This is a genomic window from Kitasatospora sp. NPDC034023, from assembly GCF_055575795.1.
Genome location: NZ_JBVIRY010000007.1, coordinates 95,477 through 115,209, shown reverse-complemented (window position 1 = coordinate 115,209; position 19,733 = coordinate 95,477). Strand labels below are relative to the sequence as shown.

The 19,733-nt window shown below is 72.5% G+C and carries 19 protein-coding genes; 4 read left to right on the top strand and 15 right to left on the bottom strand.

Annotated features, from left to right (window positions below):
- Positions 1 to 68: 68 nt before the first annotated feature.
- The 11 genes from ACZ52R_RS13255 to infC all read right to left on the bottom strand — a co-directional run bounded on the left by ACZ52R_RS13255 (position 69) and on the right by infC (position 11,156).
- The gene (locus tag ACZ52R_RS13255) at positions 69 to 911 is read right to left on the bottom strand and encodes a chitosanase (RefSeq protein WP_360498377.1); all 843 of its coding nucleotides are present in this window, start codon (positions 909 to 911) and stop codon (positions 69 to 71) included.
- 121 nt (positions 912 to 1,032) lie between these two features.
- The gene (locus ACZ52R_RS13250; RefSeq protein ID WP_465616978.1) at positions 1,033 to 1,998 is read right to left on the bottom strand and encodes a hypothetical protein; all 966 of its coding nucleotides are present in this window, start codon (positions 1,996 to 1,998) and stop codon (positions 1,033 to 1,035) included.
- The gene (locus tag ACZ52R_RS13245; RefSeq protein ID WP_465753473.1) at positions 1,995 to 2,921 is read right to left on the bottom strand and encodes an ATP-binding cassette domain-containing protein; all 927 of its coding nucleotides are present in this window, start codon (positions 2,919 to 2,921) and stop codon (positions 1,995 to 1,997) included. The genes ACZ52R_RS13250 and ACZ52R_RS13245 overlap by 4 nt, the downstream gene beginning before the upstream one ends.
- A complete protein-coding gene (locus ACZ52R_RS13240; protein WP_465616974.1) occupies positions 2,921 to 3,358 on the bottom strand; it encodes a GntR family transcriptional regulator in 438 nt (145 codons plus the stop codon). Before ACZ52R_RS13240 ends, ACZ52R_RS13245 begins: the two co-directional genes overlap by 1 nt.
- A gap of 126 nt (positions 3,359 to 3,484) precedes the next feature.
- Entirely contained in the window at positions 3,485 to 5,986 is a 2,502-nt protein-coding gene (gene pheT / locus ACZ52R_RS13235) for a phenylalanine--tRNA ligase subunit beta (protein ID WP_360498369.1), read from the bottom strand.
- Positions 5,986 to 7,107, bottom strand: a complete 1,122-nt coding sequence (gene pheS / locus ACZ52R_RS13230; protein WP_465753472.1) for a phenylalanine--tRNA ligase subunit alpha — start codon at positions 7,105 to 7,107, stop codon at positions 5,986 to 5,988. Before pheS ends, pheT begins: the two co-directional genes overlap by 1 nt.
- A 245-nt stretch (positions 7,108 to 7,352) precedes the next feature.
- Positions 7,353 to 8,456 (bottom strand): sensor histidine kinase, encoded by a 1,104-nt coding sequence (locus ACZ52R_RS13225; protein WP_465616970.1) that lies wholly within the window; start codon positions 8,454 to 8,456, stop codon positions 7,353 to 7,355.
- A gap of 117 nt (positions 8,457 to 8,573) precedes the next feature.
- The gene (locus tag ACZ52R_RS13220) at positions 8,574 to 9,440 is read right to left on the bottom strand and encodes a TrmH family RNA methyltransferase (protein WP_360498363.1); all 867 of its coding nucleotides are present in this window, start codon (positions 9,438 to 9,440) and stop codon (positions 8,574 to 8,576) included.
- A gap of 98 nt (positions 9,441 to 9,538) precedes the next feature.
- Positions 9,539 to 9,934, bottom strand: a complete 396-nt coding sequence (gene rplT / locus ACZ52R_RS13215) for a 50S ribosomal protein L20 (protein WP_360498361.1) — start codon at positions 9,932 to 9,934, stop codon at positions 9,539 to 9,541.
- Positions 9,935 to 10,043: 109 nt separating this feature from the next.
- On the bottom strand, positions 10,044 to 10,238 hold the full coding sequence (rpmI, locus tag ACZ52R_RS13210) for a 50S ribosomal protein L35 (protein WP_030055648.1): 195 nt from the start codon (positions 10,236 to 10,238) through the stop codon (positions 10,044 to 10,046).
- 141 nt (positions 10,239 to 10,379) lie between these two features.
- A complete protein-coding gene (gene infC / locus ACZ52R_RS13205; RefSeq protein ID WP_360498535.1) occupies positions 10,380 to 11,156 on the bottom strand; it encodes a translation initiation factor IF-3 in 777 nt (258 codons plus the stop codon).
- Positions 11,157 to 11,634: 478 nt separating this feature from the next.
- Between infC and ACZ52R_RS13200 the strand changes: the two genes are divergently transcribed.
- A complete protein-coding gene (locus ACZ52R_RS13200) occupies positions 11,635 to 12,012 on the top strand; it encodes a DUF1844 domain-containing protein (protein ID WP_360498359.1) in 378 nt (125 codons plus the stop codon).
- Between the two features lie 72 nt (positions 12,013 to 12,084).
- Here the strand turns inward: ACZ52R_RS13200 and ACZ52R_RS13195 are convergent, their stop codons facing one another.
- Positions 12,085 to 12,858, bottom strand: coding sequence for an SseB family protein (locus ACZ52R_RS13195; RefSeq protein WP_360498357.1), 774 nt, complete (start codon positions 12,856 to 12,858; stop codon positions 12,085 to 12,087).
- A gap of 91 nt (positions 12,859 to 12,949) precedes the next feature.
- On the opposite strand from ACZ52R_RS13195, the gene ACZ52R_RS13190 reads away from it, so the two are divergent.
- The 3 genes from ACZ52R_RS13190 (at position 12,950) to ACZ52R_RS13180 (ending at position 15,819) form a co-directional block, all read left to right on the top strand.
- Positions 12,950 to 14,167 (top strand): amino acid deaminase/aldolase, encoded by a 1,218-nt coding sequence (locus ACZ52R_RS13190; protein ID WP_465753471.1) that lies wholly within the window; start codon positions 12,950 to 12,952, stop codon positions 14,165 to 14,167.
- Positions 14,168 to 14,228: 61 nt separating this feature from the next.
- Positions 14,229 to 14,660, top strand: coding sequence for a hypothetical protein (locus ACZ52R_RS13185; RefSeq protein ID WP_465753470.1), 432 nt, complete (start codon positions 14,229 to 14,231; stop codon positions 14,658 to 14,660).
- Between the two features lie 241 nt (positions 14,661 to 14,901).
- Positions 14,902 to 15,819 (top strand): lytic polysaccharide monooxygenase auxiliary activity family 9 protein, encoded by a 918-nt coding sequence (locus ACZ52R_RS13180; protein WP_465753469.1) that lies wholly within the window; start codon positions 14,902 to 14,904, stop codon positions 15,817 to 15,819.
- Between the two features lie 123 nt (positions 15,820 to 15,942).
- Here ACZ52R_RS13180 and ACZ52R_RS13175 read toward each other — a convergent pair whose 3' ends face one another.
- The 3 genes from ACZ52R_RS13175 to ACZ52R_RS13165 all read right to left on the bottom strand — a co-directional run bounded on the left by ACZ52R_RS13175 (position 15,943) and on the right by ACZ52R_RS13165 (position 19,610).
- A complete protein-coding gene (locus tag ACZ52R_RS13175; RefSeq protein WP_465616962.1) occupies positions 15,943 to 17,160 on the bottom strand; it encodes a DUF2510 domain-containing protein in 1,218 nt (405 codons plus the stop codon).
- 98 nt (positions 17,161 to 17,258) lie between these two features.
- Positions 17,259 to 18,059: a 3-oxoacyl-ACP reductase gene (locus tag ACZ52R_RS13170; RefSeq protein ID WP_465753468.1), complete on the bottom strand. Its 801-nt coding sequence runs from the start codon at positions 18,057 to 18,059 to the stop codon at positions 17,259 to 17,261.
- A 150-nt stretch (positions 18,060 to 18,209) separates the two neighbouring features.
- A complete protein-coding gene (locus ACZ52R_RS13165) occupies positions 18,210 to 19,610 on the bottom strand; it encodes a glutamine synthetase family protein (RefSeq protein WP_465616958.1) in 1,401 nt (466 codons plus the stop codon).
- Positions 19,611 to 19,733 lie beyond the last annotated feature (123 nt).

The window sequence follows — 19,733 nt, the reverse complement described above, 5'->3', positions numbered from 1 at the left end:
GGGCCCGGCGGCCGTGATCCGGCTGCCGGGCCCGCTTTTTGACGCTGCGTCGGTTGTTGGGCGTCGCGTCAGCTGTTGATGGCGTAGCTGTCGCCGTAGACCTTCCACTTCAGCGGCGGGTTGAGGTCGAAGTTCTTGGCGTTGAGGAAGACCAGCTGCTCGGTGTCGACCCGGCTGGTGTCGGAGTGGGCCTCCTCCTTCTTCATGACGACCTTGCGGGCGTCCAGGAAGGCCTTGAGGTAGGTGGCCTCGTCGCCGCCCTGGGCGGGGGTCTTGGCCTTCTTCATGGCGGCGGCGCGGATGCCGCCGAAGCTGTCCGAGCTGTTGCCCGGGCCGTGCATGACGATGGCGTCGTAGTAGGCGAACTGGCCGAGCCCGCGCAGGCCGTCGGCCTTGGCCTGCTTGACGGCGGGGTTGAAGTACACCCGGTCGCGCTCGTCGTTCTGGGCCTGCTGGAAGACGGTGTCCTTGGCGGCGGCGGCCCAGTCGCGCTCGAACGCGGAGCCGAGGCCGGCGTGCGAGTCGGTGCCGTTGACCTTCTTCAGCGCGGGCAGGTACTTCGCCAGGACGTTGCCGGGCTTGAGGTCGGTGTAGTGCTGGACCAGGTCCAGCATGTCGCCCGTGCCGGAGCAGAAGCCGATGATGCCGGCGGTGTAGCCCCGCCCGTCCTTGATGTCCTCGATGTACTTGTACTGGGCCTTCCAGTCCAGCGACGAGTTCTCCGCGCTGGACACCAGTTGCATCGCGATGTCCTTCTTGTGCGGGTCGTCCAGCCCGACCCCCTTGAGCTGGACGGTCGCGCTCGCGGCCGGGGCGGCCTGGGCCGCCGAGGTGGCCGCGACGGTGAGGGGCGCGGCCACCAGGGCGGCGGCGAGGGCTATGCGGAGGGCACGACGGGGCTGAGGGCGCATGGGACGCTCCGATTCCTCGTGGGGTTAGGAAACTTTCCTAACGAGAAGTAGGAAAGCCGTCCGGCCGCGCTCCCGCAAGGGTTTTGACGGAAACTCTTCAAGCGATCCACGGACCCGCAGGTCAGACCGCGCGGCGCCGCACCCACCAGACCGCCACCGCGCAGAGCACCGCGGCGAGCAGGGTCATCCAGCCGAACTCGATGGACTGGAACAGCCAGTAGCGGCCGTCCGGCTGGTAGGTCTCGTGCAGCGCGTAGCCGCCCTCGCTCAGCAGCTTCTGGGCGCCGAAGTAGTCGCCGCCCAGGTCGTAGAGCCGGCCGAGGCCGAGGCGGTTCCCCGCCGGGTCGGTGACCCAGAGGCCGCCTTCCCAGCGGTGGTCGAGCGAGGTCTGCGCGAGCGTGTGGACGGTATCCTGGAGCGGGGCGCGGTAGTCGAACCGCAGGGACTCGGCGACCAGCACGGTCACGACCGAGGCGCCGACCCCGATCCCCACCGCCGCCACCGTCCGCCGCAGCACCGCGCCCGCGAGCGCTGACAACGCGAAGACCAGCAGCACCCGGCCGACCATCGCGAGCGGGGCGCTGGCGAACGCCAGCGGCGCGAACCGGCCCGCCTCCGCCGTCAGCGGCGCGATCCACCAGTGCAGCACCGCCGCCACCAGGGCCGTCGCGACGGCCAGCACACCGCCGACGACGACCAGCCCGCCGACCGTCCAGCGGGTGCGACCGGCCCCCTGGGTCCACGCGAAGCGCACCGTGCCGTGCTCGAACTCCCTGGCCAGCAGCGGAGCACCCACGAACGCGCCGAGGGCGCCACCCAGGAAGTAGGCCACGTTCCCGCCGACCGTCAACTCGGCGCCGTACTCACGCAGGAACTCCTTCCAGCGCTCGTTGCAGGACCGCAGCGCCATGTCGCAGCCGCCCGCACCGGAGCGGTCGAGCCCCGCGTGGAGGAAGTAGCCGGTGACGGCCAGCACGACGGCCAGCCCGGCGAGGACACCCAGCAGGGTCCGCAGCGCGGGCCGGTGGCGCAGCCCGGCCGCGCGCAGGACGGCGGAGCGGGGCGGCGCGAGGGTCAGGGAGCTCACGGCAGCAGTACCTTCTCGTTCGGTGAAACGGCCCCGCGCGGGCCGGGGAGGGCGGAGGCGGTCGGCTCGCGCAGGTAGGCGAGCACCAACTCCTCCAGGCCGACGCGCTGTTGGCGCCAGCCGTCGGAGAGCGGGGCGTCCACGCCGCCGGTGCGGACCAGCAGGTGGGACTGGGCGCCGGCCCGGCGGTCGCGGACCACCGGCAGCCGCCCGGCGACCCCGTCCGCCTCGGCGGAAGGGCCGGTGAGCATCCGGTGGCCGCCCAGCAGGTCGTCCACCTCCCCCGCCACCTGGACCCGGCCGCCGCCGAGCACCACCAGGTAGTCGCAGCTCTGCTGGAGCTCGTGGACGGCGTGCGAGGAGAACATCACCGACAGCCCGTCCTCGGCCACGGCGGTCAGCAGCACCGCCATGAAGTCGTGCCGGGCGAGCGGGTCGAGCGAGGCCAAGGGCTCGTCCAGCAGCAGGAGTTCGGGGCGCTTGGCGAGCGCGAGGGCGAGCGAGACCTGGGCTTGCTGACCGCCGGAGAGGCGGCCGTACTTGCGGTCCAGCGGGATGCCGAGGCCCTCCAGGTGGGTCCGGGCCCGGGCCTCGTCCCAGCGGCGGTTGAGGTGGCGGCCCATCGCGAGCAGGTCGCGTACGGGCAGGCCCGGGTAGAGCGAGGCGTTCTGGGCGACGAAGCCGATCCGGTCCAACGCCCGGGGTGAGCCGGGCAGTTGGTCGCCGAGGACGGTCAGCGCGCCCTCGCTGGGCAGGGTCAGTCCGGCGGCCAGGCTGAGCAGCGTGGTCTTGCCGGCGCCGTTCGGGCCGACCAGAGCCACCACGTGCCCGGCGGGGACGGCCAGTCGGCAGTCCCGCAGCGCCCAGGAGCGACGGTAGCGCTTGCCGAGTCCGGCGCAGTCGATCACCGTGTCCGCGGCCATCAGGCCACCACCCCGTCCCGGCCTTCGCGCAGGTCGCGCAGCGCGTCCTCGAACACGGCGGCCATCCCCTCCTCGTCCAGCCCGGCGGTCCGCGCCGAGCGCATCCAGTCCAGCAGCCCCCGCCGCAGCGCGGCCCGTTCGCGCAGCGGCACCACCCCGACGGGCAGCCCCCTGATGAAGGTGCCCTGGCCGCGGCGGCCGACCGCGAGGCCGCGGTGTTCCAGCTCGCGGTACGCCTTGAGCACGGTGTTCGGGTTGATCGCCAGCCCGGCCACCACCTCGCGCACCCGGGGCAGCCGATCCCCCTCGGTCAACCAGCCCATCCGCAGCGCCTGTTCGACCTGCTGCACGAGCTGCAGGTAGGTCGGGACACCGGAGGCCGGGTCCAGGCGGAACTCGATGGGCGACGGCTGGTCGTCTCCTTTATCTACTTCCATAGGTAAAGAGATAAATGATTCACTGAGGAACCGTCAACCCCAGGCAGGGTCAAATCCGAGAAACGCGAAGGGCCCCGCCCCGGACCTCGTGGTCCGGGGCGGGGCCCCTGCTCGGGCGCTACGGCATCAGGCGCCGCGCAGCACCGCTCCCGTACGGGCGACGGCCTCGGCGACGGCCGCCTCACGGGCGGCGGTGGCCTCGTCCGCGGTCAGCGTGCGGTCGACGGCGCGGAAGCGCAGCGCGTACGCCAGCGACTTCTTGCCCTCGCCCACCTGCTCGCCGGTGAACACGTCGAACAGCCGGATGGCCTCCAGCAGTTCGCCGGCGCCGGTGCGCAGCGCGGCCTCGACGTCGGCGGCCGGAACCGCCGTGTCGACGATCAGCGCGACGTCCTGGGTGGCCACCGGGAAACCGGAGACGGTCGGACCGTTGACCCGCTCGGCGCCGTCGGCGGTGAGCAGGTCGACGTCGATCTCCATCGCGGCGGTACGGGCCGGCAGCCCGAGCGCCTTGACCACCCGCGGGTGCAGCTCGCCGGCGTGGCCGACCACCCGGTCGGTGCCGGTGACGAGCAGCTCGGCGCAGCGACCCGGGTGCCAGGGCGCCAGCTGCCCCTGGCGGACGGTCAGCTCGATGCCGGCCGCCCGGGCCACCGTGCGGGCCGCCTCGACGGCGTCCGCCCAGGAGGCCTGTTCGCCCTTGCCCCACCAGCCCGACGGCAGCCGCTCACCCGCGAGGGCGACGGCGATCCGGCGCGGCTGGTCCGGCAGCGCGGCGTCCAGCTCGGCCAGCTCCTCGTCGCTGGGCCGGTGGTCGACGGCCGGGCGCGGGGCCACGGACAGCTCGTCCTTGGGCAGGAAGACGGTGCCGGTCTCGTAGATCGCGAGGTCGGTGTTGCCCCGGCCGATGTTGCGGCGCAGCGCGCCGAGCAGGCCCGGCAGCAGCGTGGTGCGCAGCGCCGGCTCCTCGTCGTTCAGCGGGTTGACCAGCTTGACCGTCCGGCGGCGGCGGTCGTCCGCCTCCAGGCCGAGCGCGTCCCAGGCGGTCTCGCCGAGGAACGGGTAGTTGTTGACCTCGACGTAGCCGGCCCCGGCCAGCGCGACGCCGATCCGGCGGTTGATCCGCTGGGTCTCGGTCAGGCCCTTGCCCGGCGGCACGTTGGGCATCCGGGCGGGGACGTTGTCGTAGCCCTCCAGCCGGATGACCTCCTCCGCGAGGTCGTACGGGTCGGTGAGGTCGGGGCGCCAGGTCGGCGGGGTGACCTCCAGGACGTCGGCGCCGGCGACCGAGCAGCCGATCTCCTGCAGGCGCCGGGTGACGGTCTCGCGGCCGTACGCGGTGCCGGCCACCCGGTCGGGCAGGTCGGCGGCGATGGTGATGGTGCGCACCGGGTGCGGGGCGGCGATGTCGGTGACCCCGGCCTCGGCGGTGCCGCCGGCGATCAGGACCAGCAGGTCGACGGCGCGCTGCGCGGCGGCGCGGGCGGCCTCCGGGTCGACGCCGCGCTCGAAGCGCTTGGACGCCTCGGAGGGCAGCTTGTGGCGCTTGGCGGTGCGGGCGATGGCGACCGGGTCGAAGTGCGCCGCCTCGATGATCACCTCGGTGGTGCCCGGGCCTGCGGCCGGGTCGAGGATCTCGGTGGAGGCGCCGCCCATGACACCGGCCAGGCCGATCGGGCCGCTGTTGTCGCAGATCAGCAGGTCCTCGGCGGAGAGCTTGCGCTCGACGCCGTCGAGGGTGGTGAGGGTCTCGCCCTGCGCCGCCCGGCGGACCGTGATCGGGCCGTCCACGCGCTGCTTGTCGTAGGCGTGCAGCGGCTGGCCGACCTCGAGCATCACGTAGTTGGTGATGTCGACGGTCAGCGAGATCGGGCGGATGCCCGACTTCTGCAGGCGGCGCTGCAGCCACAGCGGGGACTTGGCGTCGGGGTCGACTCCGACGACCGTACGGGCCACGAAGCGGTCGCAGCCGGCCGGGTCGTTGACCTTGACCAGGTAGCCGAAGGAGTTGGCCGGCGGCACGTCGAGCAGCGCCGGGTCGGCCAGCGGCAGCCCGTACGCGGCGGCGGCCTCACGGGCCACGCCGCGCATGGACAGGCAGTAGCCGCGGTCCGGGGTGACGGCGATGTCGAGCACCTCGTCGACGAGCTGGAGCAGCTCGACGGCGTCGGTGCCGGGCTCGTACTCCGGCGGGAGCACGATGATGCCGTTGTGCTCGTCGCCCATGCCCAGCTCGCGGGCGGAGCAGATCATGCCGGCCGAGGTGTGGCCGTAGGTCTGGCGGGCCGCGATCGGGAAGGGGCCGGGCAGCACGGCGCCCGGGAGCACGACCACGACCTTGTCGCCGACGGCGAAGTTGGTCGCGCCGCAGACGATCTCCTGCGGCTCGCCGGTGCCGTTGGCGGCGCCGACGTTGACGAAGCAGTGCCGGATCGGCTTCTTGAAGCCGGTCAGCTCCTCGATGGAGAGCACCTCGCCGACCACCAGCGGACCCTTGAGGTCGGCGCCGATCTGCTCGACGGTCTCGACCTCCAGGCCGGCCCGGACCAGGCGCTCCGCGACGTCACGGCCGGTCGCGCCGGCCGGCAGGTCGACGTACTCGCGCAGCCAGGAAAGCGGGACGCGCATCAGATCTCCATCCCGAACGGGAGGGTGAAGCGCACGTCACCCTCGACCATGTCGCGCATGTCGGCGACGTTGTGACGATTCATCAGAATCCGCTCCAGGCCCAGGCCGAAGGCGAACCCGCTGTAGCGGTTGGGGTCGACACCGCAGGCGACGAGCACCCGCGGGTTGACCACGCCGCAGCCGCCGAGCTCGATCCAGCCCTCGGAGGAGCAGGTGCGGCACGGCCGGTCCGGGTTGCCGACGCTCTCGCCCAGGCACACGAAGCACTGCAGGTCGACCTCGGCCGACGGCTCGGTGAACGGGAAGTACGAGGGCCGCCAGCGCAGCTCCAGGTGGTCGCCGATCAGCTTCTCGACCATGACCTCGATGGTGCCCTTGAGGTCGGCGAAGGTGATGCCCTCGTCCACCGCGAGGCCCTCGACCTGGCGGAAGACCGGGGTGTGGGTGGCGTCCAGCTCGTCGGTCCGGTAGACCCGGCCCGGGCAGACCACGTAGATGGGGGGCTCGCGGTCGAGCATGGTGCGGGCCTGGACCGGGGAGGTCTGGGTGCGCAGCACCACGCCGGAGTCGGCGGAGCCGTCCGGGGCCTGGACGAAGAAGGTGTCCTGCATCGAGCGTGCCGGGTGGTCCGGGCCCAGGTTGAGGGCGTCGAAGTTCAGCCACTCGGCCTCGACCTCGGGGCCCTCGGCGATCTGGTAGCCCATCGCGACGAAGGTGTCCTCGATGCGCTCGGCCATGGTGGTCAGCGGGTGCCGGGCGCCGCGCGGGATGCGGTCGAACGGCAGCGTGACGTCCACCGACTCCTCGACCAGCACGCGGGCGTCACGCTCCGCCTCCAGCTCGGTCTGCCGCTCGGCGAGGGCCTGGTTGACGGCCCCGCGGGCCTGGCCGATCAGCTTGCCGGCGGCCGCCTTGGCGTGCGGGGGCAGGGCGCCGATCTCGCGGTTGGCGAGCGACAGCGGGGACCGGTCGCCGGTGTGGGCGACCTTGGCCTGCTTCAGCTCGTCCAGGGTGGTGGCGGCGGCGAACGCGGCGACGGCCTCGTCCCGCGCCTGCTCCACCACCTCGGGCTTGAGGGCCTCGACCTCGACCGGGTCGTACGACTTGTTGGGTGCCGACATCTCTATCTTTCCCGTGCTCCTGCTCGTCCGTGCTCAGGTGTGTGGGCTCGCCTTCGCGTCACGCCCGGCGGGGCCGGGGCACGGGCAGCCGGTTCTCCGTTCACCGGAGGCTCACGGGAGTGGGTGTCCGCGGCTCAGCCGCGCGGGGCGTTGCGCGACGCCAAAGGTCGAGTGTAGTCGCAGCGCGTAGCGCCGCTGCCGCGAAGCCCGTCCGGCGGGACCCCGGTGCCCTCTCGGAGCAGTGCTCAGAGCATGAAGTCGGGTACGCCGGCGGGCAGGATAAATCGGAACCGGGCGCCGCCGCCGGGCGCGCGGTCGACGCGGATCGAGCCGCCGTGGGCTTCCACGATGCCCTTGACGATGTAGAGGCCCAGGCCCGTGCCGCCACGCTTGGAGCCGCGCCAGAAGCGGGTGAAGACGCGCGGCATCGATTCCTCGGGGATGCCGCTGCCTTCGTCGCTCACGGTGACCGCTGTGCCTTCCACGATGCGGGGCGGGGTGCCGGAGCGCTCCCAGACGGGTGCCTCGACGACCTCCTTGGCCGGTGCCACCTCGATCGTGACAGTTCCCTCACCGTGCCGCACCGCATTTTCCAGCAGGTTGGCGAGCACCTGGTCGACCTTGTCCGGGTCGGCCCACAGGACGGTCAGCGGCTCGCTGACCCGGATGTCGAAGCGGTCCTCGGCGATGCCGGTGGCGACCTTGCGCTCGACGTGCCGGCGCACCGCCGCGGCCAGGTCGACCACCTGCTTGCGCAGCTCCAGCCGGCCGGCGTCGATCCGGGAGATGTCCAGCAGCTCGGCGATCAGCCGGGTGACCCGGTCGGCGTCGGCGTCCACGGTCTCCAGCATCAGCCGCTTCTGCCCGTCGGTGAACCGCTCCCACTTGGCCAGCAGCGTCGCCGTGAAGCCCTTGACGCTGGTCAGCGGGGAGCGCAGCTCGTGCGCGACGGTGGCGATCAGCTCGGCGTGGCTGCGCTCGGTGCGGCGCCGGGCCTCGGTGCCGCGCAGGGCGATCACCAGGCGCTCCAGCGGCCCGCACGGCACCGTACGGACGTACCGGGCGGAGACCAGCACCTCACGGCCGCCGGGCAGCAGCAGGTTGCGCTCCGGCTGGCGGGTGCGGGTGGCCAGGCCGCCGTACGGGTTGGTCAGCTGCCACCAGCGGCGCCCGTCCAGGTCCTCCAGCGGGAGGGCGTCCTCCAGCACGCAGCCGAGCGCGGCCTCCGGGGGCACGCCGGTGAGCCGGGCCGCGGCCCGGTTGAAGCAGACCACCCGGCCCAGCCCGTCGGCGACCACCAGGCCGTCCGGCAGGTCGTCCGGGTCGAGCTCGGGCCCGCTGCCGACCATGGGTTGCCTCCCCGATTACCCACCGTGCCGTTCCCCCCACCGAGGCAGACCCTAGCGCCTCGCAGGCCCCCGCAGTAGGGCTTGCAACGGGGTGATCCCGGTGCGCCCCCGGGTGTGTCAGGTGTTCGAACGGCAGCCGCCGGGCGAACGCTGCGCCCGGGCCGAGGCGTAGAGGCAGACTGCCGCGGCGGTGGCCAGGTTGAGGCTCTCGGCGTGACCGTGGATTGGGACGCGCACGACCTCGTCGGTGAGCGCGCGGGTCTCCTCCGGAAGCCCCCACGCCTCGTTGCCGAACAGCCACGCGCCGGGCGCGCCCAGGGTGCCCTCGTCCAGCTCCTGGTCCAGGTCGCGCTCCCCCGCGCCGTCTGCGGCGAGCACCCGGATGCCGGCCTCGCGCAGCTTCCCGACGGCTTCCTCGACCGGCACGCCGACCGCCACCGGCAGGTGGAAGAGGCTGCCCACGGAGGCCCGCACGGCCTTCGGGTTGTAGAGGTCCACCGAGGCGTCGGTGAGCACCACGGCGTCCGCGCCGGCCGCGTCGGCGGTGCGCAGGACGGTGCCGGCGTTCCCGGGGTCGCGCACGTGGGCGAGGATCGCGACCAGCTTCGGACGGGCCTCGAGCACCTCGGCGAACGGGGTGTCGATGAAGCGGCAGAGCGCCACGATGCCCTGCGGGGTCACCGTGTCGCAGATCCCGGCGATCACCTCGTCGGTGGCGGTCAGCACGGGCAGCCCCTCGGCCCGGGCCTCCTCGACGATGCCGGCGTGCCGCTCGGCGGCCTCCGGGCTCACGTACACCTCGACCACGGCGTGCTCGGACGTGCCCGGCAGCCTGCCGAAGGCGACGGCCTCCCGGACGGCCTGCGGGCCCTCGGCCAGGAAGCGGCGCTCCTTGGTCCGCTGGTTGCGCTTGGCCAGCCGGCGGGCGGCGACGACGCGCGGCGAGCGCAGGGAGGTCAGCAGGGGGGTCTCGGTGCTCGGCATGGTCTCGTTCTCTGGAGGCGCTGACGGAGGGGGTAAAGCAGAACCGGACCCGCAGGCGAGCCTGCGGGTCCGGTCAGAGCTCAACCGATCTCGGAAGATCAGGCGGCGTCGGCGGCGGCCTTCGGGGCGTTCACGTCGGCCGGCAGCGCCTTCTGGGCGACCTCGACCAGGGAGGCGAACGCACCCGGGTCGTTGACGGCCAGGTCGGCCAGCATCTTGCGGTCGATCTCGATGCTGGCGGCCTTCAGGCCCTGCACGAAGCGGTTGTAGGTGATGCCGTTGGCACGGGCCGCAGCGTTGATGCGCTGGATCCACAGCTGACGGAAGTCGCCCTTGCGCTTCTTGCGGTCGTTGAAGTTGTAGACCAGCGAGTGGGTGACCTGCTCCTTGGCCTTGCGGTACAGGCGCGAGCGCTGGCCACGGTAGCCGCTGGCGCGCTCCAGGATGACCCGGCGCTTCTTGTGGGCGTTGACTGCCCGCTTGACGCGTGCCACTTGATTACTCCTTGGGTTGGACCACGGACTACTTCACGTGGTCCGTCATTCGAATGGGTCGGGAAGGATCAGCTGCCCCGCACACGGCTCTCGCCGGGCGGGAAGGCGATCACTTGCCGAGAAGCTTCTTGATCTTCTTGGCGTCAGCGGGGGCCAGCTCGACGGTCCCGGCCAGCTTGCGGGTCAGCGTCGAGGGCTTGTGCTCCAGGAGGTGGCGGCGGCCGGCGCGCTCGCGCAGCACCTTGCCAGAGCCACTGATCTTGAAGCGCTTGCTGGCGCCACTGTGCGTCTTCTGCTTCGGCATTTCGCCGTATCTCCTCGTCGGTCCCATTCACGCCCGCGCGGCGCTGCCACACGGGCGTGAACTGGATGGATCTGTGGTGACCGGGCGGGACGCCCGTCACCCTTGGGGGCCGGTCTCCCGGGCCTCCTGGCCGGTGAAGGCTCAGGCGCCCTGGGAGGCGGCCGGCTGCTCGACCGGAGCGTCGGCCTCGGGGGCCGCGGCCTCGGCCGGGGCGTCCTGCGCCTCGGTCGCGGCGTCGTCGGTCGCCACGTCCTCGGTCGCCACGTCCTCGGTCACGACGTCGTCGGTCGCCAGGTCCTCGGCCACCTCGTCGTCGGCGAGGGCGGCGTCGGAGCCGGGGGTACGGCCCTGACGCTCGGCCTTGCGGGCGTCCGCGAGGGCGCGGGCCTCGGCCATCGCCTCGGTCTTCTTCTTGTGCGGGCCAAGAACCATGATCATGTTCCGGCCGTCCTGCTTGGGCGAGGACTCGACGAAGCCCAGCTCCTGGACGTCGTCGGCGAGCCGCTGCAGCAGGCGGAAGCCCAGCTCGGGGCGGGACTGCTCACGACCACGGAACATGATCGTGATCTTGACCTTGTCGCCCTGGTTGAGGAACCGGACGACATGACCCTTCTTGGTGTCATAGTCGTGCGGGTCGATCTTCGGCCGGAGCTTCATCTCCTTGATGACCGTGTGCGCCTGGTTCTTGCGCGCCTCACGGGCCTTCATGGCCGACTCGTACTTGAACTTGCCGTAGTCCATGAGCTTGCACACCGGCGGCCGGGCGGTCGCCGCGACCTCGACCAGGTCGAGGTCGTACTCCTGCGCAAGCTCCAGCGCCTTGGCAAGCGGCACGATGCCGACCTGCTCGCCGCTGGGACCGACGAGTCGCACCTCGGGGACGCGAATCCGGTCGTTGATGCGGGGCTCGGTGCTGATGGGGCCTCCTAGGTTGCACCTTCTGCGATGCGGCCGTCGGACGGCGGTCGCACGTAGTGGACTCGACCACTGGGCGGGGCTTCATTCGTACTGCGCTGCCCGGCACCTTCCGGCACCGACTGCACCCGCGACACGAAAAAAGCCCCGCTCGGTACAAGCGGGGCTCCACACAACCGGGGGCGACGCCCGGTGAGGGGCGCTGCGGCGACTCGGCGCCGAAGCGCCCGTCGCGGACCGGGACCCGTCGACCGCGAAGCCGATCGGGTGGGAGACTTTCGCGGTTGCCCTCTCGGGCCTCCTCAGTGGAGCCTCCACTTGCTGGCCAGGCGCCCATGCGGGATCCCGGCCGGTCAGTCTCGAAGCATACAGCGCCGGGAGGTCGAACGCTATTCCGCCCCGGCGCACTGCCTTCTCCGCGCCCCGAAGGGCCCTTGTACGCTCCACATGTACCCACACGGCACGACGGAACGAGCCCCCCTTGAGCAGCGAGCCCACCCAGACCCCCGGCACGGACGACGACGCGATCGGCTTCGACGACCTCACCCGCGACATCGCCGAGGTCCCGGCCGTCGAGGTGATCACCACCGTCGCCGTGCACCTGATGAGCGCGGCCGCCGTCAAGTGCGGTCTCGCCGAGGGCGGCGAGAAGGACAAGGACCTGGACGAGGCCCGCAAGCTGATCACCGCGCTCGCCGGACTGGTCACCGCCGGCGCCCCGGAGATCAGCAACTTCCACGCCGCCCCGCTGCGCGACGGCCTGCGCTCGCTGCAGCTCGCCTTCCGCGAGGCCTCCATCGTGCCGGACGCGCCGGGCACGGGCCCGGGCGAGAAGTTCACCGGGCCGGTCTACGCCTGAGTGTCGTCCGTGCGACAGGGGGCGCGCCTCACCCGAGGCGCGCCCCCTGATCGTTTCTGCCGCCGATCGCCTTTACCGCCGGTACAGCGGCTCCCCCGGCAGCTCGGCGCTCGCCGGCAGCACCGCGAGGTCCAGCCCCCGGTCCAGCCGCACCCGCAGCACCGGGTCGGCGGCCACCGCCTGCCCGACCCGCTGCGCGGCCGCCTGCAGCCCGGGCTGGTCCAGCGCCGGGTCGAACACCACCGCGAGCACCCCGTCCGAGCCCTCGGAAGCCGCCAGCAGCCCGGTGACCACCTGCGGCTCGGCCGCCAGCAGCGCCCGGACCGCCTCGCGCACCTCCGGGTCCCGCGCCGGCGGCAGGAACGGACGGTTCTCCGCGAGCGCCCGCAGCCGGGCGCCGGCCAGCTGGAAGGGCACCGGACCGGCCGGGTCGACCAGGAGCGTGTCGGCACGCTCCGAGAAGGCCACCATGGCGGCCTGCGGGGCGGCCACCGGCGCCGGGCGGGCGTCGGCCCGCCAGCGGGCGAGCGTCTCGAGCGAGGTGAAGGCCGGCAGCGCGCGGCGCCCGTCCGGGGCCTCCAGCACCGGGACGGCCATGTCGCTGGACTTGTCGTGCCGGTGCCCGTGCTCGTCCACCTCGACCTCGCCGAGGATCGCGACGATCGGGACCATCAGCCGGGTGGGAGTCAGCGCCGCCAGCACCTCGGGCTCGGCCGCGCGGTCCTGCGACCAGCGGGCGAGGGCCTCGACGAGCGCCGCATCGGCGGTACCGTCGTCGTCGCCGAAGCCGGGATTCGGGATGTTCTTGCCGACGAACGCCGGGTTGGAGAAGTCTTTGCGGTCCACCCGCCCGACCCTATGCCACCGCACCCGACCGGCCTCATTTCCCCGCACGCGCCCCCTACCCACCGGTAGCCCGCTGTGGCACCCTGCGCCCATGGTGATCCTCGACGCACCCGCGCCCGCCCCGGTCTCCGACCGCCTCCGGTACGACCGCGCCACCGCCCACCTGGACGGGCCGGTGGCCGTCGTGGACCTCGCCGCCTTCGACGCCAACGCCGCCGACCTGGTGCGCCGGGCCGGCGGCAAGCCGATCCGGGTCGCCAGCAAGTCCGTGCGCTGCCGCGCGCTGCTGGAGCGGGTGCTGGCCACCGACGGCTTCGCCGGGGTGATGAGCTTCACCCTCGACGAGTCGCTCTGGCTGGCCCGGACCGGCGTCCGCGACATCCTGCTCGCCTACCCCTCCGCCGACCGGGACGGATTCGCCGAGCTGACCGCCGACCCCGAAACCGCCCGGGAGATCACCGTCGTCCTGGACGACCCGGACCAGCTCGACCTGATCGACAAGGCCCGGACCGGCGACGCCGAGATCCGGGTCTGCCTGGAACTGGACACCGCCCTGCACCTGCTGGGCGGCCGGGTCCGGGTCGGCGCCCGACGCTCCCCGCTGCGCACCCCCGAGGACCTCGGCGCCTTCGCCGAACTCGTCCAGCACCGCCGGGGCTTCCGGGTCGTCGGCCTGATGGCGTACGAGGGACACGTCGCCGGGGTGGGCGACCGGATGCCCGGACGGCCGGTGCGCTCACAGCTGATCCGGCTGATGCAGGCCAAGGCCCGGGCCGAACTCGCCGAACGGCGCGCGGCGGTGGTCCGGCGACTGCGCCAGGTGGCAGAGCTGGAGTTCGTCAACGGCGGCGGCACCGGCAGCGTGGAGTCCACCGTGGCCGAGCGCGCCGTCACCGAAGTGGCGGCCGGCTCCGGGCTGTACCAGCCGCAGCTGTTCGACAACTACCGCTCGTTCCGGGGCCGTCCGGCCGCCCTGTTCGGCCAGCCGGTGGTACGCCGCCCCGGCGTCGGCGTGGTGACGGTCCTCGGCGGCGGCTACCCGGCCTCCGGCGCGGCCGGCCCCGACCGCTCGCCGGTGCCGTACCTGCCGCAGGGCCTGCGCTACGACCCGATGGAGGGCGCCGGGGAGGTCCAGACCCCCCTGCTCGGCTCCGCCGCGGACGACCTGCTGATCGGCGACCGGGTCTGGTTCCGGCACGCCAAGGCGGGAGAGCTGTGCGAGCGCTTCGCCGAGCTGCACCTCATCGAGGGCGACCGGATCGTGCGGACCGTACCGACGTACCGGGGCGAGGGGAAGGCGTTCCTCTGACGCTTCGTCCGGCATTGCCCTACGGTGGTGCCGACACTGCGGTAGTGACGAGGGGAGCGGCATGGACGCCGAGATCACGGAGATTGCAACGAGGGGCGCGACCGCTCTGGCCGGCCTCATGGTCAGCTCGGCCTGGGAGCGGGTCAAGCCGCGCGTTGCCGCGATGTTCGGCCGCCGGGCGGAGTCGGTCTCCGAGGAACTGGACGAGACCCAGGCCGAGTTGGTCGCGGCGCAGGAGGGCGACAGCGAGTCCGCCGCCCGGAGCGCACAGGGCGAGTGGGAGCCGAAGCTACGCCGACTGCTGGCCAACAACCCGGCCATGGTCGCCGAACTCCAGGCGATCCTCGACGAGTTCGCGCCCAGGCGGCCCGAGCAGGCGACCACCGTGTACCACAATGAGCTCAAGGACATGACGGTCCACGGCACCGTCATCCAGGTCGGCAAGGGCAAGGTCGTCCAGGCCGACACGATCAACGGCAGCCTGAACTTCTGACCTTTCCGCAGCCTTAACTGGGCCCGATGGAACGGCTAACGACAGCCTTCCATCGGGCCTTTGTGCTGCTCTGGGGCCTACAGTCCGTCAACAAGTGCTCCACGCATGGCTATTGCCATCTGGTCCAGACCAATCCTACGCTCTGGCCGGGGGTCGCGCGCCGGGCCGGCGGCTCCCGAGCGGGCAGGCGTGTCCGTTCCCCCACACTCGCCCGGAACGACGGCCAAGGAGTCCCCACCCCATGTCCATCAAGCGAAGTGCCCTGTCCGTCGGCGTGGTCGGCGCCGCGGTCCTCGCGGTGGCCGCGACCACCGCCGGCACCGCCGGCGCGCACGGCACGATGACCAACCCCGTCAGCCGGGTCGCCGCGTGCTACGCGGAGGGCCCCGAGCACCCGGTGTCCCAGGTCTGCAAGGACCTCGTCGCCGCGAGCGGCACCCAGCCGCTGTACGACTGGAACGAGGTCAACATCGCCAACGCCGCCGGCAACCACCAGGCGCTGATCCCGGACGGCAAGCTCTGCTCGGCCAACCGCGACAAGTACAAGGCGCTGGACTGGCCGCGCACCGACTGGCCCGCGACCCCGGTCAAGGCCGGCGCGTTCACCTTCCAGTTCCGCACCACCGCGCCGCACATCGGCACCCAGACCGTCTACATCACCAAGCCGAGCTACGACCCCACCAAGCCGCTGAAGTGGTCGGACCTCGACCCGACACCGGTGGCCCAGGTGCAGGTCGACCGCACCGCCACGAACGGCTACTACACCTACTCCGGCACCCTGCCGCAGCGCACCGGCCGCCAGCTGCTGTACATGGTCTGGCAGCGCAGCGACAGCCCGGAGGCGTTCTACAGCTGCTCCGACATCGACTTCGGTTCGACCACCGCCGCTGCCGCCCCGGCACTCGCCGCGCAGGCCCCGGCCGCGCCAAGCGACGCCCAGATCGCGGCCGACGCGCCCAGGTCCACGGTCGCCCACCACGGCCACGGCGGGGACCCGAACGCCCCGGCCGGCCAGATCGTCCCGACCACCTCCGCCGCCGTGGCCGGCACCTCGGCCACCGGTCCGCTGCTGCTCGCCGGCGCCGCCGCGATCGGCGTCGGGTGGGCGGGCATGGTGCTCCGGCGCCGCCGCGTCGAGGCTGTTCGACGCGACGCCTGACGCCGGAGGCGGGGCCGGGCCGGTCACACCCCCGTCCGGCCCGGTTCCGTCACCGCATGACGGCGGCGGCCCACCCGGGGTTTCCCTCCCGGGTGGGCCGCCGCTGTGTGAGGAGCGCGGGGCTCAGGTGGTGGTGCCCCCGGTCCCGTCGGTGCCCCCGGTGCCACCGGGGCCGGAGCCCGCGCTGCCGCCCGGGCCGGTGCCGGGCATCCCGGGAATGCTCGGGATCTTGCCCTTGAAGTCGGTGATGCCCTTGACGATGGTGTCCATCACGGCGACGTCCGGCGCCTTGTCGGCGATGTCGAAGCCGAAGTGCACCGAGACCAGCGACTTGCCGTCGGCGGACGGGAAGACCACGGTCTCCACGTAGCCGTTGTTGCCCTTGGGCGCGTCCACCTTCCAACGGACCAGGTAGCCGTCCTGGCCGTTGACCTTGACCGCCTCGGACTTGAGCTCCTGGTGCCCGGTGATGTTGCCGTACGACTCCTTGGCGACCTTCGCGATGTCGGCCTTGGCCGCCGTCTGGGCGTCGGTGCCGCCACCGTCGATCCGGCCGGTGTTCACCCCGCCGAGGGTACAGTCGCCACTGCCGTCGGGGCAGGCGTAGGAGCCGACGGTGATCATGGCGTAGCCGTCGCCGGTGGTGCCGGCCTGCCAGCCGTTCGGGACCGGCAAGGTGAGGCGGTTCACCACGTCGATCGCCGTGTCGGCGCCGGGCCGGACCTTGCCGTTCCCGTTGCCCTTGCCGTTGCCCTTGCCGTCCCCGCTGCTCCCGTTGCCGCCACCGCCGTTGCCACCATTGCCGTTGCCACCATTGCCACCGCCCGGGTAGCCGTCCCACGGCCCATAGGCGCCTCGCGGGGTGTGCTGGGCGATCGGCTTGGGCTTGTCCCCGTGGCCGTCCATCGCGAGGTAGGTGATCCCCGAGCCCGCGCCCAGGCCGAGCAGGGCGGCGGCGACGGTCGCCACGACCAGCTTGGACGGCTTGCGCCGGGGCTTGCGCGGCGGCAGCGGTGAACCGAAGGCGGCGCCGAAGGGCGGCGGCTCCGGATAGCGGACGGTCGGGCCGCTGCCCAGGACTTCGCCCTCCAGCACCCGGGTCTGATCGGTCGCCCCCGGATCGCCGGCCTCCGGGGCCGCCGGGCCCTCCGGGGTGTCCGGGCCCTCCGGGGCGCCGGGTGCCGCAGCATCGGCCGCGGGAGCGGTCGAGTCCGGGGCGTCCGAGGGCGTGGGCCGGGTGTCGGCTGTCCAGCCCTTGCCGTCCCACCACCGCTGCGGCCTCGGGTCACCGGTGGGGTCCTTCGGATCCGGGTACCACCCGGCGGGAATCTGCTCGCTCACAGCAGAGAATCTAAAGGCAGCCGGATAAGCGCGAAATCAGCGCGGCACGGAATTCCCCCGGTTTTCGATGAAATTACGGTGAGAAGCAGCGCACCGGACTACAACGGGGTGACGTACGCCCCGGAGATCCCGCCGTCGACCAGGAACTCGCTCGCGGTGATGAACGAGGAGTCGTCGCTCGCCAGGAAGGCCACCGCGGCGGCGATCTCCTCGGCCCGGGCGAACCGGCCGAGCGGAATGTGCACCAGCCGGCGGGCGGCCCGCTCCGGGGCCTCGGCGAACAGCTCGCGCAGCAGCGGGGTGTCCACCGGCCCCGGGGAGAGCGCGTTGACCCGGATCCCCTCACGGGCGAACTGCACGCCCAGCTCGCGGGACATCGCGAGCACCCCGCCCTTGGAGGCGGTGTAGGAGATCTGCGAGGTGGCCGCGCCCATCCGGGCCACGAAGCTGGCGGTGTTGATGATCGAGCCACGCCCGTGCCGGCGCATGTACGGCAACGCGGCCTTGCAGCACAGGTAGACGCTGGTCAGATTGACCTCCTGGACCCGCTTCCAGGCGTCCAGGCCGGTGGTCAGGATCGAGTCGTCCTCCGGCGGCGAGATGCCCGCGTTGTTGAAGGCGACGTCCACACTGCCGTAGGTCTCGTACGCCTCGTCGAACAGCGCCTCGACCATGTACGGGTCGGTGACGTCGGTGTGCACGAACAGCCCGCCGACCTCCTTGGCGGCGGCCCGCCCGGTCTCCTCGTCGAGGTCGGCGCAGACCACCTTCGCCCCCTCCGAGGCGAGCCGGCGGGCGGCGGCCAGGCCGATGCCGCTGCCCGCGCCGGTGACCACGGCGGTGCGGCCGACCAGCCGGCGGCAGACCACCTCGTCCCGCGCGGCGTGCTTCTCGCTCATCGGGCTGTCACTCCTCGCTCTGGATGAAGACGTTCTTGGTCTCGGTGACGCGGCGCAGCACGTCCGGCCCCCGCTCGCGGCCCACCCCGGACTCGCCGAAGCCGCCCAAGGGTGTCCAGTCGGTCATGCGTCACGTCCGTCGGTCACGCGTCACATCCGTTCGAAGGATCGGTAGCGCTCCCAGTCGGTGACGGCGCCGTCGTAGGCGGCCTGCTCGACCCGGGCCATGTTCAGGTAGTGGTCGACCACGTCGTCGCCGAAGGCCTCCCGGGCCAGTTCGCTCTCCGCCCACAACGCGGCGGCCTCGCGCAGCGATCCGGGCACCCGGGCGTACTCCTCGACCGCGTAGGCGTTGCCCAGGCAGGGCGTGGGCAGCTCCAGCTTGCGCTGCAGCCCGTGCAGGCCGGCCGCGATCATCCCGGCCACGGCGAGGTACGGGTTGACGTCGCCGCCGGGCACCCGGTTCTCCATCCGCAGGCCGGGGCCGTGGCCGACCACCCGGTAGGCGCAGGTGCGGTTGTCCCGGCCCCAGGCGACGGCGGTCGGGGCGAAGGAACCCGGGCGGTAGCGCTTGTAGGAGTTGATGTTCGGGGCGTAGAGCACGCTGAACTCGCGCAGCGCCGTCAGCTGGCCGGCCAGGAAGTGCCGCATGGTGTCGGTCATCCGGCCGTCCCGGTCGGCGAAGGCGGGGGCGCCGACGGCGTCGCGCAGCGAGAGGTGGATGTGGCAGCTGTTGCCCTCGCGCTCGTCGTACTTGGCCATGAAGGTGAGCGCGCAGCCCAGTTGGGCGGCGATCTCCTTGGCCCCGGTCTTGTAGACGCTGTGCTGGTCGCAGGTGGTGAGGGCGTCGGTGTAGCGGAAGGCGATCTCGTGCTGGCCGAGGTTGCACTCGCCCTTGGCGGACTCCACGACCAGGCCGGCGCCGGCCATCTCGTTGCGGATCCGGGAGAGCAGCGGCTCGACCCGGGCGGTGCCCAGCATCGAGTAGTCCACGTTGTAGAGGTTCGCCGGGGTCAGGCCGCGGTAGCCGCCGAGCCAGGCCTGCTCGTAGGTGTCGCGGAAGACCAGGAACTCCAGTTCGGTGCCGATGTCGGCGGCCAGGCCGTACTCGGCGAGCCGGGCGATCTGGCGGCGCAGCAGTTGGCGCGGGGCGGCATCCACCGGGTGGCCGCCGTGCCGGGCCAGGTCGGCGGTGACCTGGGCGGTGCCGGGCTGCCAGGGGGTCAGCCGCAGGGTGCCCAGGTCGGGGCGCATCGCGAAGTCGCCGTAGCCGGTGGCCCAGGACGAGAAGGCGTAGCCGTCCACGGTGTTCATGTCGACGTCGACGGCCAGCAGGTAGTCGCAGGCCTCGGCGCCGTGCTCGGCGACTTCGTCGAGGAAGAACCGGGCGGCGAAGCGCTTGCCCTGCAGCCGGCCCTGCATGTCGGTGAAGGCGAGTGCCACGGTGTGCACCTTGCCGGCGTCCACCAGGGTGCGCAGCTCGTCCAGGGTCAGCGGCGGCCGGGGCGGCGGCCCCGCGGCGGCGTTCCCGGGTGCGGCGTTCTCGGACATGACGGAACCCTCCTTCCTCGTGTCCTGGGTGGTCTCGATGGTCTAGGTGGTCTCGATGGTCTCGGTGGTCTGGTGGCCCGGATGGCCGTGACGACCTCGAACCCGTCGATCACTCTTCGAGAT

Coding starts and splice junctions, on each gene's coding strand:
- ACZ52R_RS13190 (WP_465753471.1), top strand. CDS start 12,950: ATGGTGATCCTCGACGCACCCGCGCCCGCCCCGGTCTCCGACCGCCTC.
- ACZ52R_RS13180 (WP_465753469.1), top strand. CDS start 14,902: ATGTCCATCAAGCGAAGTGCCCTGTCCGTCGGCGTGGTCGGCGCCGCG.
- ACZ52R_RS13245 (WP_465753473.1), bottom strand. CDS start 2,921: ATGGCCGCGGACACGGTGATCGACTGCGCCGGACTCGGCAAGCGCTAC.
- pheT (WP_360498369.1), bottom strand. CDS start 5,986: ATGCGCGTCCCGCTTTCCTGGCTGCGCGAGTACGTCGACCTGCCGGCC.
- pheS (WP_465753472.1), bottom strand. CDS start 7,107: ATGTCGGCACCCAACAAGTCGTACGACCCGGTCGAGGTCGAGGCCCTC.
- ACZ52R_RS13225 (WP_465616970.1), bottom strand. CDS start 8,456: ATGGTCGGCAGCGGGCCCGAGCTCGACCCGGACGACCTGCCGGACGGC.
- ACZ52R_RS13220 (WP_360498363.1), bottom strand. CDS start 9,440: ATGCCGAGCACCGAGACCCCCCTGCTGACCTCCCTGCGCTCGCCGCGC.
- rpmI (WP_030055648.1), bottom strand. CDS start 10,238: ATGCCGAAGCAGAAGACGCACAGTGGCGCCAGCAAGCGCTTCAAGATC.
- ACZ52R_RS13255 (WP_360498377.1), bottom strand. CDS start 911: ATGCGCCCTCAGCCCCGTCGTGCCCTCCGCATAGCCCTCGCCGCCGCC.
- ACZ52R_RS13185 (WP_465753470.1), top strand. CDS start 14,229: ATGGACGCCGAGATCACGGAGATTGCAACGAGGGGCGCGACCGCTCTG.
- ACZ52R_RS13240 (WP_465616974.1), bottom strand. CDS start 3,358: ATGGAAGTAGATAAAGGAGACGACCAGCCGTCGCCCATCGAGTTCCGC.
- ACZ52R_RS13170 (WP_465753468.1), bottom strand. CDS start 18,059: ATGAGCGAGAAGCACGCCGCGCGGGACGAGGTGGTCTGCCGCCGGCTG.
- ACZ52R_RS13165 (WP_465616958.1), bottom strand. CDS start 19,610: ATGTCCGAGAACGCCGCACCCGGGAACGCCGCCGCGGGGCCGCCGCCC.